The 13,416-nt window shown below is 43.7% G+C and carries 12 protein-coding genes; 6 read left to right on the top strand and 6 right to left on the bottom strand.

What is annotated here, in order from left to right; all coding sequences use genetic code 11:
- Positions 1-14: 14 nt before the first annotated feature.
- Complete coding sequence (locus E0409_RS08035) at positions 15-1,583, bottom strand: sensor histidine kinase (protein WP_131289511.1); 1,569 nt, start codon at positions 1,581-1,583, stop codon at positions 15-17.
- A gap of 31 nt (positions 1,584-1,614) precedes the next feature.
- Positions 1,615-2,250, bottom strand: a complete 636-nt coding sequence (gene gacA, locus E0409_RS08030) for a response regulator transcription factor GacA (protein WP_131267965.1) — start codon at positions 2,248-2,250, stop codon at positions 1,615-1,617.
- A gap of 220 nt (positions 2,251-2,470) precedes the next feature.
- On the opposite strand from gacA, the gene E0409_RS08025 reads away from it, so the two are divergent.
- The gene (locus E0409_RS08025) at positions 2,471-3,523 is read left to right on the top strand and encodes a serine hydrolase (RefSeq protein ID WP_131289509.1); all 1,053 of its coding nucleotides are present in this window, start codon (positions 2,471-2,473) and stop codon (positions 3,521-3,523) included.
- An 88-nt stretch (positions 3,524-3,611) separates the two neighbouring features.
- Here E0409_RS08025 and thrC read toward each other — a convergent pair whose 3' ends face one another.
- The 4 genes from thrC to xerD form a co-directional block, all read right to left on the bottom strand.
- Positions 3,612-4,751 carry a threonine synthase gene (thrC, locus tag E0409_RS08020; RefSeq protein ID WP_131289507.1) on the bottom strand — a complete coding sequence of 380 codons (1,140 nt, stop codon included), beginning with the start codon at positions 4,749-4,751 and terminating at the stop codon, positions 3,612-3,614.
- Positions 4,752-4,808: 57 nt separating this feature from the next.
- Positions 4,809-6,113 (bottom strand): homoserine dehydrogenase, encoded by a 1,305-nt coding sequence (locus E0409_RS08015; RefSeq protein ID WP_131289505.1) that lies wholly within the window; start codon positions 6,111-6,113, stop codon positions 4,809-4,811.
- Positions 6,114-6,236: 123 nt separating this feature from the next.
- Positions 6,237-7,052: a DsbC family protein gene (locus E0409_RS08010; protein ID WP_131289503.1), complete on the bottom strand. Its 816-nt coding sequence runs from the start codon at positions 7,050-7,052 to the stop codon at positions 6,237-6,239.
- A gap of 108 nt (positions 7,053-7,160) precedes the next feature.
- Complete coding sequence (gene xerD / locus E0409_RS08005; protein ID WP_131289501.1) at positions 7,161-8,078, bottom strand: site-specific tyrosine recombinase XerD; 918 nt, start codon at positions 8,076-8,078, stop codon at positions 7,161-7,163.
- A 171-nt stretch (positions 8,079-8,249) separates the two neighbouring features.
- On the opposite strand from xerD, the gene E0409_RS08000 reads away from it, so the two are divergent.
- The 5 genes from E0409_RS08000 (at position 8,250) to ftsW (ending at position 13,394) form a co-directional block, all read left to right on the top strand.
- Positions 8,250-8,513 carry a FeoA family protein gene (locus E0409_RS08000; RefSeq protein ID WP_131289590.1) on the top strand — a complete coding sequence of 88 codons (264 nt, stop codon included), beginning with the start codon at positions 8,250-8,252 and terminating at the stop codon, positions 8,511-8,513.
- The gene (feoB, locus tag E0409_RS07995; RefSeq protein ID WP_131289499.1) at positions 8,510-10,366 is read left to right on the top strand and encodes a ferrous iron transporter B; all 1,857 of its coding nucleotides are present in this window, start codon (positions 8,510-8,512) and stop codon (positions 10,364-10,366) included. The genes E0409_RS08000 and feoB overlap by 4 nt, the downstream gene beginning before the upstream one ends.
- Before the next feature lie 47 nt (positions 10,367-10,413).
- Complete coding sequence (locus tag E0409_RS07990) at positions 10,414-10,665, top strand: DUF6587 family protein (protein ID WP_131289497.1); 252 nt, start codon at positions 10,414-10,416, stop codon at positions 10,663-10,665.
- Between the two features lie 164 nt (positions 10,666-10,829).
- A complete protein-coding gene (gene murD / locus E0409_RS07985; protein ID WP_131289495.1) occupies positions 10,830-12,176 on the top strand; it encodes a UDP-N-acetylmuramoyl-L-alanine--D-glutamate ligase in 1,347 nt (448 codons plus the stop codon).
- A gap of 21 nt (positions 12,177-12,197) precedes the next feature.
- Positions 12,198-13,394, top strand: a complete 1,197-nt coding sequence (gene ftsW, locus E0409_RS07980) for a putative lipid II flippase FtsW (RefSeq protein ID WP_131289493.1) — start codon at positions 12,198-12,200, stop codon at positions 13,392-13,394.
- The last annotated feature ends 22 nt before the right edge of the window (positions 13,395-13,416 follow it).

Below are 13,416 nucleotides of genomic sequence, written 5' to 3'. Positions count from 1 at the left end.
ACACCCCAGCAATATTAATTTAAAGCAACACGTAGGCATTCTATTTGAAAGCATGCCCCTTGTTTTTGTTCTACATAGTTAAGTTTTGCTTGGTTTGCTTCACAAAAACTATGTGATAAGTACAATCCTAAACCAGTTCCCGTGATTTCGGTACTAAAAAAAGGTTGAAATAAATAGCTTAAGTTTTTGGATGCCACACCTGTGCCAAAATCGCGGACTTCAATTCGGACATTCGATTCATGTGAGTAAATGTTTAACTCAATATGAGAGTGTTCAGGTGAATTATGACGAATGGCATTACGAATCAGGTTAATCAGAACTTGGCGAAATTGTGCTTCATCAAAAGTAATCGAAATTTTATTTTGTATCGTGCATCGAATTTGCTGGATGATATCAGATAAATCTTCTTGGATCATTTGCGGGATAAATTGATTCAGTTGAATCAGTACCGGATGGGTTTCCCTATTTCGCACCATATTCAGGGTGTCTTGGATGATACGATCAATACGCTGTGCTTGCTTTGAAATCATCTGGCTTAATAGCTTTTGTTGATCTGGATCGCTATCTAGCAACAGTTCGTTGGCTTGAACAATCGCAGCCAAGGGATTGCGAATTTCATGCGCAATACTGGCAGATAGTTGTCCTAAAGCAGCCAGTTTTAATTGTTGTACCCTTTGATTGAGTTTGCCGGCATCTTGCAGCACCAACAGGGTGAGGGTTTGATGGGGAACCATTAATTTTTGTACTTCGATATGCATATGATAACGGCTCAGCTGTGACTCGAATTGAAATTTTTCACCATCCTGAAGTTGCTCAAATTTAATTAATTCAAATAAATCAGGCTGTATTTTGTATAAAGGAGATTTGTCATAGGCATAGAGTGGGGGAATCCCTAACAGCATGCACGCCGCAGGATTACTCAGCACGATATGACAGTTTTCATCTAAAACCAGATAACCGAGTTCAATTTGTTCCAGAATATAACGGTTCAGATTTTGCAGTCGATTGAGTTCCAAAGATTGAGAAAAATTCAAATTTTCCAGCAATTGGAAACGCCGTACCGCAACTTGAGCACTGCCATAGACCACAAAAAACAGAAAAGCCAATAAGGCACTATTGCCAATATTATTGAGTGAAGAAAAATCAAAAATGCTGCCTAAAAAGATTTGATAAATCACGCTAATAACAGCAAAGAGGGTAATGATTAAGGCTTTTTTTGCATCTAATAATAAAGAAGCGGCAAAAATGGTAATCACGAAGAGCAGACTTACATGCAGATTCGGACCATCCAACGCTAAAGTCAGTAAACTTAAAGCAATCACATCGACAGCAAATAACAGCGTCAGTTGTTGTGGAATGTTGGCTCGTATTTTTTTTAGACTCAGCAGTTGCATGCAGCCTATCGCTACAAAGCAAATGAGTACGTAAAGATAGAGCTGTGGATAGCGGTAATCTGTATTTAACTGTGGGTAAGTGAGTGAAAAAATCAGCAGAAGACATGTCGCAATAATCAGTCTGTAGGCGCCATACCAGATGCCTAAATGATACTGATTAAACTCAAAATTTTTGGTGTTTTGCGTCATGCATGTCTTCTAGAAAGCTCAATCAAAAGCATTAAGGTTTAATTAGCCCATAACGAATGGCTAAGTGAGTCAGTTTTACATCACTATCTAGATTTAACTTTTCAAAGATACGATAACGATAAGTATTCACGGTTTTGACACTGACAAAAAGTTTATCGGCAATTTCTTGTGCACTAATGCAATTCACCACCATCATCGCAACCTGCATTTCACGTTCAGAGAGCGCATCAAATGGCGATTGCTGGGTATCTGAAAGGTAGGAACTGGCCAGTTGCTCGGCAATGTCTGCACTGAAATACTTGCCACCTTGCATGACTTTATTGATGGCACGAACCATTTCAGTCACAGGTGCGCCTTTGGTGATATAACCTTTAGCGCCTGCTTTAAGCAACAATGACGGATAAGGTTCTTCAGCCAGGCCACTCACTGCGACAACTTTGGTTTCAGGTGCACTTTGCAACAGACGGCGGGTGGTTTCTACTCCACCGATGCCCGGCATATTTACATCGAGTAAAACCACATTGGGATGATGGTGACGGACTAAGGTAATCGCTTCTTCCCCAGATTCAGCCTGACCAATCACTTGAACATCCGCATGGTCTTCGAGCATTCGGCAAATCCCGGTACGTACTAATTCATGATCATCTACTACTAAAACTGTGATCACCTATTTCTCCCCTCATATAAAAAAAGCAATTTTTTTGTTACATAAAGCAAAATAAGCTTGCAATGAAATGACAAAATTAGCAATCCTATTATTAATCTTTAAATGAAATGTTAAGCATAAAGGTTTATGCATAAAAGATGTTCACCTTTGTGTTTAAATGTAAGGCATATTTGAGGTAATACACAAATGTATCTTGCCTCCATGAGTTGAGTAAACCATCGTGAAAAATTCAAACAAGTCTTTAATGCATGTGCTGGGTATGTCCATCTTACTGAGCATGAGTTCTAGCAGTTTTGCAGAACTTATCATGGATGCTTCTGGAGGCACAGGTCAAGCTGCTTTAAATTGGTCTTCTGAAGAGGCCAAACAATTACTCAATGGCGATGTTTCGACATTGAGCGAAGAACCTACACCACAAGGTTCAACTAAAATTACCACTTCGGTGCGTAGTTCTAATGGTGTGGTTAAACAGTCTGCACCTAAAACTGTACAAATTCTGAATAATTCAAGCTTTGGTGATCAACCCTCTGTCAATGCACGTGCTGCTTTAGTGATGGATGGTCAAACAGGCGAAGTGTTATACAGTAAAAATAGTAATACTGCTTTCCCGATCGCATCCATTACTAAACTCATGACTGCAGTGGTGATCTCGGACGGACGTTTGAATATGTCGGAAAAGATCACTTTGCAACAAGCAGACTTTTCCTGTTCAGGTTGTAAAAGCTCAAGTTCAACCTTGCGTGCCGGTGACAGCATGAACCGTGCAGAAGCCTTGCTTTTTGCTTTGATGAAATCTGAAAATCCAGCAGCAGCTGCTTTAGCCCGGACTTATCCAGGTGGTCGTGCCGCTTTTGTGAGTGCGATGAATGCTAAAGCCAAATCCTTGGGTATGAATTCAACCCATTATTTAGAATCAACGGGTTTGCATCCAGGAAATGTTGCTTCTGCGCGTGACTTGGGGATTTTAGTCAATGCGGCATCACAATATGGCTTGATTCGTCAGTTCTCCACTACGCCGACCTACGATTTTAATTTAGGTTATCGGGTATTGAAATCGAACAACACCAATGCTTTAGTCCGTAACGGTGGCTGGAATATTAATATTTCAAAAACCGGTTATATCAATGAAGCAGGGCGTTGTGTGGTCATGCATACCACATTAAATAATCGTCCAGCGGTTGTCGTATTGCTGGGTGCAGATTCTTCCCAAGCACGTACCAATGATGCAACCCGTTTAATGAGTTGGGTAAGCCAACTTCCAAAACGTATCTAATTTCGTTGATCTAATATCACTTTATTTAGAGCGTAAAAAAGCCCTGCAATTGCAGGGCTTTTTTTTATTTCTAATGATGCTAAAAGAATTACATATTAGAAAGAATAGATTCTTTCACTTGATTCATCGTTGCATCAATCGACAGCATGACCGCATCAGAACATTGTTTAATGGCAGTATCAGGGTCTTTCAAACCGTTACCTGTTACGGTACAAACAATCACTGAACCTTCTTTAATTTTGCCCGCTTTAATGTCACGAATTGCACCGCCCACAGATGCTGCAGAAGCAGGCTCTACGAACACGCCTTCGTACATTGAAAGTAAACGTTGTGCTTCAAGAATCTCGGTGTCAGTCAGTTCATCAAACCAACCATTCGAGTCACGAACCACTGCTTTCGCATGGTTCCAGCTTTGCGGGTTACCAATACGGATGGCAGTCGCAACAGTTTCAGGGTTTGCAACAGGGCCACCACGTAGGAATGGTGCAGCGCCAGACGCTTGATAACCTGCCATAATTGGAAGGCCGGCAGGTTTAGGACCGGTGAATTGATCAGTTTCAGCATCGTAAATCACTTGCTCAAACTGTTCTTTCGGCTGGTTTGCAACTGCTTCGGTATAACCCATCCAGTGTGCAGTGATGTTACCCGCGTTACCCACTGGCAAGCAGTGGTAATCAGGTGCACGACCTAAAGCTTCAACGATTTCGTAAGCAATGGTTTTTTGACCTTGCAAACGGTAAGGGTTAATTGAGTTTACAATGGTTACCGGTGCTTGATCAGCCACTTCTTTAACCAGGCGCATGCCGTCATCGAAGTTGCCGCGAATTTGCATGGTGATTGCACCGTACATCATTGCTTGTGCCATTTTACCCATGGCAATTTTGCCTTCCGGGATTAAAACGAATGCTTTAATGCCTGCGCGTGCAGCATAAGCAGCAGCGGCAGCAGAAGTATTACCGGTAGAGGCACAAATAATGGCTTTAGAGCCTTCTTCAACCGCTTTGGTTACGGCCATGGTCATACCACGGTCTTTAAATGAACCAGTCGGGTTTAAGCCTTCGTACTTCACATAGATTTCAACATCTTTACCAATAATGCGTGGAATGTTCTCAAGCTTGATCAGTGGCGTATTACCTTCGCCTAAAGAGATTGCACGAGTGGTTGCAGATACTGGTAAACGGTCACGATAACGGTCAACTAAACCAGTATAACGATTGGCATTAGACATGATGATGTTCCAATTGTGTGTAGAGCTTGGCAAGGGGAAATACTCCCCTCAACCCGATTAATTATCAAGCGATTCTAAACGAATCCGTACAATTTCGCCATGAATGAAAGGCAATGCTTGAATCTGTTTTAACGCTTCATCCATTTTTGATTCAACGATAGGATCAGTTAAAATCACGATCGGAATCAGGTCTTTTAAGCGCGGTTGCTGCATGATGGCATCAATACTGATTCCGGCACGACTTAAAATCGTGGTGACATCGGCAAGTACGCCCATTTGATCTTCGGCATTAATACGAATGTAATAGCCCGTGGTCATTTGTTCACGCGTTAAAATTGGCAAATCCGTTAAGGCTTCAAAGGCCAATTGCGGAATGGTTCCTGCGCCATCTTCGGTATAAATGATATCACGAACGATATCCACTACATCCGCGACAACCGCAGAAGCGGTTGGACCTGCACCTGCGCCAGCACCGTAATAAAGGGTTGGACCGACTGCATTGGCTTGTACCAGAACTGCATTTTTCACGCCGTTAACATTGGCAATCAGCTGATCATCTGGAATTAAAGTCGGATGCACACGTAATTCAATTCCGGCATCGGTACGGCGTGCAATACCCAAGTGTTTGATACGGAAGCCCAAGTCTTCTGCATATTTCACATCTTGTGCAGTGACTTTGCCAATCCCTTCAGTAAAGACTTTATCAAACTGTAGCGGAATACCAAATGCACATGAAGCCAGAATCGTCAGTTTATGTGCAGCATCAATCCCTTCGACGTCAAAGGTAGGATCAGCTTCTGCATAACCCAGTTCTTGCGCTTCTTTCAGTACATCTTCAAAAGCACGACCTTTTTCACGCATTTCACTTAAAATAAAGTTGCCTGTACCATTAATAATACCTGCCAACCAGTCAATTTTATTGGCTGCCAAACCTTCACGGATGACTTTGATAATTGGAATGCCACCGGCAACTGCCGCTTCATAGGCAATTTGCACGGCATTGTCTTCGGCCGCTTTAAATAATTCATTGCCATGTTCAGCCAATAACGCTTTGTTGGCAGTCACAATATGCTTGCCATGTTTCATGGCTTCCATGATGACTTCATAGGCAGGGTGGATACCGCCCATGACTTCCACCACGACATCGACATCAGGCTGACGAACGATATCGAGCAGATCGGCACTGTGTTTTACAGATTCTGGAAGATCCAAATCAGGACGCGGACGACGTGTACCGACATGGGTAATTTCAATTTCTCGACCGGTGCGACGTCTAATCTCAGCAGCGTTTTCTTTTAAAAGTTTAAGGGCACCACCACCTACAGTACCAAGACCGAGGATTGCCAGACGAACTGGTTTCACGTCACACTCCAATATCTAATCAATTTTAAGCGAACCTAGATCATAGCTAAAAAAAGCATGAGACTCTAGGAAAGAAATAACTTTATCTGCAACTATAAAAAACAGTAATTTAACGAATAAAAATTAGTTATTTAAGCGCTCTGCTAATTCCTCTGGAGATAGGTATCCACCGAGGTAAACACCCTCTTGATTATAAATCGCAGGGGTACCATTGACGCCCATATTCAGACCCAATTGGTATTGTGCCCGGACTGGATTTTTACAGGTTGCAGGAGCAAGAGGCGCACCGGCAATGGCTTGATTAAAGGCTGCCTGACGATCTTCACTACACCACACGCTTTCCATGGCTGGCATGAACTGTTCGCCACGTGGCCATGCGATATAACGCACTTCAATGCCTTTGGCATTAATTTCGCTCATGTGTTCATGCAGTTTATGGCAATACGGACAGCTGGCATCGGTAAATACATACACAATATGTTTGGTTTTGCCTTGCGCTTTATAAACCAGCAGGTCTTCAGTTTTTAAGCTCGCCAGTAGTTTTTTATTGGCAGCAGATTGTAGGTTTTCACTGACATTATGAATTTTACTATCGCCCAAACGCAGTACATCACCTTGAATAATGTATTTCCCATCTGCGGTGGCATAAACCGATGACATGCCTTCAAGATTGACCCAATACAAATTCGGTACTTCAGTGGCTTTAATATCTAAAACTTTGGCATTGATATTGGCTTTTTTAAAGTGCTGTTGCAGTGTGTTAATCAAACGCTGCTGTGCATTGCGCTCGGAAATATTCGATGCCTGTCCGGTTGCGGGTGCACTAGCCGTTAAAGTACCTTGCTTTTTTTCATCGTTATTTGAGTTGGAACAAGCAGTGATTAGCAGGCTGCTTGCCAAGGTGCATGCAATAAAAATTTTTGAGCGGGTAAATGACATAAATAACCCTTTCTTTTAGCTATAGATAAAAATTGGTGGCTTAGCATAACAAAAAAAAAGCCGCGCTCGTTAACACTTCTTGGTCTTAGATGATGAATGAAGATCATGCTAAGCACGCGGGTGATGGGTAGCATGCAGTTGTTGCATTCGGATTTGAGCCACGTGAGTATAAATTTGCGTGGTCGATAAATCACTGTGACCCAATAACATCTGAACGACACGTAAGTCCGCACCATGATTGAGTAAATGGGTGGCGAAGGCATGGCGTAAAGTATGCGGCGATAATTCAGCCTGCACTCCAGCTTGTAGCGCATAGCGTTTAATGGCATACCAGAAATTTTGTCGGCTCATAATGCCGCCGTGCTGGGTTAAAAACACATAATCAGTGGCAGATTTATACAAACTGGAACGTGCTTCAGTGAGGTATTTTTCAATCCACTCACAAGCCACTTGCCCTAAAGGCACCAGACGTTCTTTATTGCCTTTGCCGACAATACGTAAATAGCCTTGTTTCAAATTAATCAATTCAAGCCGCAAATTGAGGAGTTCAGTTACCCGCAACCCGCAGGCATACAGCACTTCAAGCATGGCGCGATCACGTAAACCCAAAGCCGTTTCAACATCGGGTGCATGAATTAAGGCTTCAACTTCCTGTTCGGAAATATCTTTCGGGAGCGAACGACCAATTTTAGGGGTTTTGTGGGTCGCAACCGGATTGTCAGAGCGCAGTTTTTGTTCACGTAAAAACTTATAAAAAGACCGCAGTGCAGAAAGTGATCGCGCAATCGAACGTGGGCTTTTGCCTTGTTTGGTCAGGCTTAATAGAACATCGGAAATGTCATCACTGTTCCAATCTGGCATTGAGTTGGGATTACATTCACTACATTGAACTAAATCAGACAGATAAGCATTGCGGGTATGCGGACTGACGGTTTGTGCAATTAAATAATCTCGGAAACCCTGTAAAAAACTTAAATGTTCAGGAATGCTCACAGGAGCAGGGATACGAGGTTTTTTATTAAGCATGTCACTTCTACATTGAATGAAAAATCCAAGTTTTTCTTGGCTTGGATCAATTTAGAACAATTCTGCAGTAATGTCGATGTAACAGAACAAGATGAGAATTGGAATAAACCTTACTTGGTAATTATTCTCATTTGTTTGTATACTGTTCAAAATATTTTAGGATTAGATGCGGTGCGTTTATCTGATTTAAAAGTGAAACAAACAGCCATCATCAGCAAAGTCAACAGAACTTTAGATGGCAATATTGCTCAAAACGATTTAGTGGCAAGTCGTTTAGAGACTCTAGGTTTTGTTCCAGGCACAAAAGTACAGGTCATTACCAAAGGTATTTTTGGTGGCGACCCGATTTTGATTCAAGTTGGATTTACCCGATTCGCACTGCGTAAAGTTGAAGCTGAAAAAATTGAAATTAATCTTGAGGGAGCACCTGCATGAGTGATGCGCTGCGTATTGCCCTGGTAGGTAACCCAAACTGCGGTAAAACATCATTATTTAACCATCTGACTGGTACACGTCAGAAAGTCGCCAACTATGCCGGTGTCACGGTTGAACGTAAGGTGGGGCAGTTCACCTTGCCATCCGGTAAGCCAGTCCGTGTTCTGGATTTGCCTGGAACTTATAGCTTAGATGCCACCAGTCCGGATGAAGCGATTACTCGTGATGTCGTACAAGGTAAAATTGCCGAAGAAGGTCAGCAAGATGCGTTCTTGTGTGTGGTCGATGCCACGAACCTGAAACTGCATTTAGGTTTGGTTTTGGAAATGATCGAGCTGGGCCGTCCAATTCTGCTTGTGCTGAATATGATGGATGAAGCGCGTCGCCGTGGCATGCAAATTAATACGCAAAAATTGGCGGAACGTTTAGGTATTCCTGTGGTGGAAACCGTTGCGGTGCGTAATTCGGGCATTGAAAACCTGATGAATGCGCTGGATCAAGGTAAATATTCGATCCCGCATACTGAGCTCAGCGGCTTGACGGGCGATAATCATCATAAAATCACTACGATTTTGCATGATGTGGTGCATTCAGTTGAGCAGGAAGATAAACGCTCCGACTTCCTCGATAAAATATTTTTACATCCGGTTTTGGGGTTGGTCAGTCTGGCGCTGATGATGTTTGTGGTTTTTCAGGCGGTATTTGCCTGGGCTGCACCGTTTATGGATGGGATTGAAGCCTTCTTTGGCTGGCTGGGTGAATATGTTGGACCGCACATATCGCATCCATTACTGAACAGTTTGGTGGTGGATGGCATTATCGCCGGTGCGGGCGGTGTGGTGGTGTTCTTGCCACAAATTTTGATTCTGTTCTTCTTTATTTTGGTGTTAGAAGAGTCGGGTTATTTACCGCGTGCTGCGTTTTTGCTGGATAAACTGATGTTTAAAGCCGGCTTAAGTGGTCGTGCCTTTATTCCGCTGTTATCCAGTTTTGCCTGTGCAGTCCCGGGGATTATGGCAACCCGTAGCATCAGTGATCCGCGTGACCGTTTAACCACGATTTTTGTGGCACCGCTAATGACCTGTTCAGCCCGTTTACCAGTATATGCCTTGCTGATTGCCGCCTTTATTCCTGAATATATGGTTTGGGGCGTGTTTAACCTGCAAGGTCTGGTGTTGTTTGCTCTATATATGGCCGGGATTGTCAGTGCGCTGATGGTATCTTTCGTTCTGAAATTCTTTCAAAAAGATAAATCACAACATATGTTGCTGATGGAATTGCCAAGCTACCGTTTTCCAGATGTGAAAAGCATTTGGATTGGTTTGCTGGATCGCGCCAAAATTTTCTTGAAACGTGTCGGTGGCATCATCTTCGCGCTGTCTATTTTGCTTTGGTTCTTGTGTACTTTCCCGCAAGCTCCGGACGGTGCAACTGCTCCGGCAATTGATTATTCCTTTGCCGGAATGCTGGGTCATCTGATGCAACCGATTTTTGCCCCGCTGGGCTTTAACTGGCAAATCTGTATTGCCTTGATTCCTGCCATGGCCGCACGTGAAGTGGTGGTGGCTGCATTGGGTACAGTCTATGCGCTTTCTGCGGTAGATGAGGATGCCATGTCACAAGGCTTGGCCTCTATTATCGGTGGCACAGGTGACCTGGGCTGGTCATTGGCGACCGGTTTATCACTGCTGGTCTGGTTTATCTATGCACCACATTGTCTGGCTACACTGGCGACCGTGCGCCGTGAAACAGGTTCATGGAAAACCGTGAGCTTTATGACCGCTTATTTATTTGGTTTGGCTTATTTGATGTCTTTTCTGACCTATCAAATTGCAACCCACTATTTGGGTTAATTGGATTGGGTTCAGTTGACTGAAAATAATCTGCACAGGAGATTGAGATGATTGAAGTTGTGATTGTTGCGGCATTGGTGATTTGGAGTGCAATTGTGGTCTTCAAAAAGGTGTTTCCTAAGACGGCAAACTCAGTCTTCATGCAGTTGTCCAGTTTTTGTGCCCAGCAGGGCTGGTTCACTTTAGCCAAATGGTTAAAGCCCGCGATGGTTTCCGGTTGCGGAGGAAGCTGTGGCTGTTCTGCAACTGAGGATAACGTTAAGACTAAACCGGAAGTTCAGGCCGTAAAGTGGAAATAAATTCCGAGTTTGTGCTCAATTTAAAAAAACCGTCTTTTTTATGACGGTTTTTTTACGCGCGGACACAAAAAAAGACTCATAAAGTCAAAACAGAAAAAGCATTCAAAAGAGCAAAGTGCTAACATTTTGCCAGTTTTAAAAACATACCAAGATATGGGGTAAAAATGTTAATACAACGTGGTGGATTAAAAGTCGTTGCAGGGCTCGGAATTTCAGGTGTTGCAGCAGTAAATTTCTTACATGAAAATGGCTACCGCGTTGCAGTAACAGATTCTCGAAAGACGCCACCGGGACACGATCAAATTCCAAGCGAAGTTCAAACCAGTTTTGGTCAGCTCGATCAGGAGATGTTATTACAGGCCGAAGAAATTGTGATTAGCCCGGGGCTTGATCCAAAAACGCCTGCAATTCAGGCCGCGATTGCCAAGGGCATTCCAGTGGTCAGTGAAATTCAAATTTTACGCCGTGCCACAGATAAGCCGATTATGGCAATCACCGGTTCAAATGCCAAAAGTACCGTGACTACCCTGATTGGCTTAATGGCGAAAGACGCCGGAATTAAAGTGGCAGTCGGTGGGAACTTGGGACGTCCGGCACTGGATTTAACCAAGGATAATCCTGAACTGTATATCTTGGAACTTTCCAGCTTCCAGTTGGAAACCACCTCTAATTTGGCCGCAGAAGTCGCAGTCGTGCTTAATTTGAGTGAAGACCACTTAGACCGCCATGGCGATATGTTTGGTTATCACACTGCAAAACACCGTATTTTCCAAGGTGTGAAAAAAGTGGTGTTTAACCGTGATGACTCATTGACTCGTCCCTTGGTTCCAGATGCGACACCGATGCAAAGCTTTGGTTTAAATGCCCCAGATATGAATCAATATGGCATCTTAAAAGAAGATGATGGCACAATCTGGTTGGCACGTGGTCGTGAGCGTTTACTAAAAAGTTCCGACATGTACATTCAGGGTACCCACAATGTAGCCAATGCTTTGGCATGCTTGGCCTTAGGTGAAGCAATTGGTTTACCGCTTGAGTCGATGCTGAATACTTTAAAAACCTTTAAAGGCTTGGAGCACCGCTGTGAATTCGTCAAAGAAGTGCATGGGGTACGTTATTACAATGACTCCAAAGGCACCAATATTGGTGCGACATTAGCTGCAATTGACGGTCTAGGCGCTGCCATTGAGCCGCAACAGGGCAAAGTGGCGATTATTTTAGGGGGGCAAGGCAAAGGGCAGGACTTTACAGCACTTCGCGATGCCCTCACTAAATATGCCAAAGTTGCGGTATTGATTGGTGAAGACCGACCAGTGATTGAAAAAGCCATTGCCGGAACAACGACATTGCTCCATGCGGAATCGTTAAAAGAAGCGGTGGAATTATGCCAGCAACATACACAAGCCAATGATGTGGTGCTATTGTCACCTGCATGTGCAAGTTTTGATATGTTTAAAGGTTATAGTGAACGTGGACACCAGTTTGTTGAATGTGTGAACACACTTGCTTAGAAGAATGATAAGGAACGTTGTATGGCTGGGTTAGCTCAGACGACCATAAGTAAAATTAATCAGGTCTATAATGAGTGGGGAGCTAAAATCCCTGCTGAAGTTACACCGCGTAATGTGCTGATTTTTTGCGTGATTGCATTGTTGTGTATCGGTTCAATCATGGTGGCATCGGCATCGATGCCCTATGCAGACCGGTTACATGAAAATGCGTTTCACTATGTGATCCGACATGGGATTTCAATTCTTGTGGCCGCGGTAGCCGCATTTTTGACCTATAAAGTGTCGTTAAATATCTGGTTCAATAATACCTTTCCATTGTGGATTATGACCATTCTGTTGCTGGCGGTGGTTTTGGTGGTCGGCACGGAAGTCAATGGTTCTACCCGATGGATTCGGATCGCCGGCTTTACCTTGCAGGCTTCTGAAGTGGCCAAGGTCATGATGGCTATTTTTACCGCCGATTATGTGGTGCGCAGGGCAGAAGAGGTTCGAAATAACCTCTCTGGTCTGTTCCGCTTGGGCGGCGTCATGGTGATTACGGTCGGTTTGATTCTGGCGGAACCGGACTTGGGTGCAACTGCAGTAATTGTCTTGATGATTTTGGGGGTGTTCTTTTTAGCCGGAGCACCGCCAATCCAGTTTATCGGTTTCATGCTGGCGATTATTCTGGGTTTGGCTGCCGCGATTATCTTTGAGCCATACCGCTTACAACGCGCGCTATCTTTTACCGATCCTTGGGCTGATCCACTAGGCACTGGTTACCAGCTTTCCAACGCCCTGATGGCCTTTGGTCGGGGGGAATGGGTTGGAGTGGGGCTGGGACATAGTATCCAGAAAATGTCCTATCTCCCTGAAGCCCATACCGACTTTATGCTGGCAATTTTAGGTGAAGAGTTTGGCTTCTTTGGTATCAGTACCGTGTTGGTCTTGTCCTTTGTGATGCTGGTGTGCTGTATTAAAATCGGACATCGCGCGTTGCAACACCAATATTTGCGCGCAGGCTATTTGGCCTATGGCATCAGTATTATTTTCCTGCTGCAAATTCTGGTGAATGCAGGGATGAATATGGGCATGCTGCCAACCAAAGGTTTGACCCTGCCGTTTATTAGTTATGGCGGTTCATCGTTAATTATGTGTGCGGTGATGATCAGTTTGATTTTAAAAATTGATGCCACCACGCAAAAAGCCAATCCAAGCAAAGAAGAATCCAGCTTCTAAGGTTGCTCGTCTCTAAGTTTGG

It is taken from the genome of Acinetobacter sp. ANC 4862, assembly GCF_004336635.1.
Lineage (GTDB): Bacteria > Pseudomonadota > Gammaproteobacteria > Pseudomonadales > Moraxellaceae > Acinetobacter.
This window is presented reverse-complemented; position numbering and strand designations above follow the sequence as displayed.

Coding starts and splice junctions, on each gene's coding strand:
- feoB (WP_131289499.1), top strand. CDS start 8,510: ATGAGTGATGCGCTGCGTATTGCCCTGGTAGGTAACCCAAACTGCGGT.
- ftsW (WP_131289493.1), top strand. CDS start 12,198: ATGGCTGGGTTAGCTCAGACGACCATAAGTAAAATTAATCAGGTCTAT.
- E0409_RS08010 (WP_131289503.1), bottom strand. CDS start 7,052: ATGTCATTTACCCGCTCAAAAATTTTTATTGCATGCACCTTGGCAAGC.
- E0409_RS07990 (WP_131289497.1), top strand. CDS start 10,414: ATGATTGAAGTTGTGATTGTTGCGGCATTGGTGATTTGGAGTGCAATT.
- xerD (WP_131289501.1), bottom strand. CDS start 8,078: ATGCTTAATAAAAAACCTCGTATCCCTGCTCCTGTGAGCATTCCTGAA.
- E0409_RS08035 (WP_131289511.1), bottom strand. CDS start 1,583: ATGACGCAAAACACCAAAAATTTTGAGTTTAATCAGTATCATTTAGGC.
- murD (WP_131289495.1), top strand. CDS start 10,830: ATGTTAATACAACGTGGTGGATTAAAAGTCGTTGCAGGGCTCGGAATT.
- thrC (WP_131289507.1), bottom strand. CDS start 4,751: ATGTCTAATGCCAATCGTTATACTGGTTTAGTTGACCGTTATCGTGAC.